Source organism: Neoroseomonas lacus, assembly GCF_014644535.1.
GTDB classification, from domain to species: Bacteria; Pseudomonadota; Alphaproteobacteria; order Acetobacterales; family Acetobacteraceae; genus Neoroseomonas; species Neoroseomonas lacus.
In genome coordinates this window covers 1-671 of sequence record NZ_BMKW01000066.1, presented here as the reverse complement: position 1 = coordinate 671, position 671 = coordinate 1, and the positions used below count along the sequence as shown (strand labels likewise).

General features: G+C 70.6%; 1 pseudogene. It reads left to right on the top strand.

The window, feature by feature from the left end:
- Positions 1-67: 67 nt before the first annotated feature.
- Positions 68-671, top strand: a pseudogene (locus tag IEY36_RS31035) (transposase); the annotation flags it as partial.

Below are 671 nucleotides of genomic sequence, written 5' to 3'. Positions count from 1 at the left end.
GGCCCCCAATTCGACCGGACAGGCGGCATAGCCCGGAGGGCCTAGGTTCACGCCTAGGCGCACGCCTATGTCGAAGCCCATCGAGCGCGTCGAGATCATCACCGGCATCCACCGCCGGCGGCGCTACACTGCCGAGGGAAAGGTCCGGCTGGTCGAGCAGACCATGCAGCCCGGCATAACGGTCTCCGCCGTCGCCCGGCTGCAAGGCGTCTCGCCCAGCCTGCTGTTCCAGTGGAGGCGGCGCATGGCCGAGGGCGGGCCGGAGGCAGTCAGGGCCGACGAGGAGGTCGTCCCGATCAGCCGCGTGCGGGAACTCGAGAACCGCGTCCGCGAGCTCGAGCGTCTGCTCGGCCGCAAGACCATGGAGACCGAGATCTTGCGCGAAGCCCTCGAGCAGGCCCGCCCCAAAAAACACGCGTGGCGCTTGCCATCGCCGCCACCGGCAGGTTCCCGGTGAAAGCCGTGGCCGACACGATCGGCGTCGCCAGGTCCAACCTGGTCGACCATCTCCGCCAGCCTGAGAGGCCGCGGCGGGGCCCCTATCGCCGCGCCGAGGACGATGCCGTACTGGCCGAGATCCGCGCCATTACCGACGCGCGCCCGACCTATGGCTATCGCCGCGTCACGGCGTTGCTCAACCGCGCCAGGCGCAGCGCCGGGCTGCCGCCGCT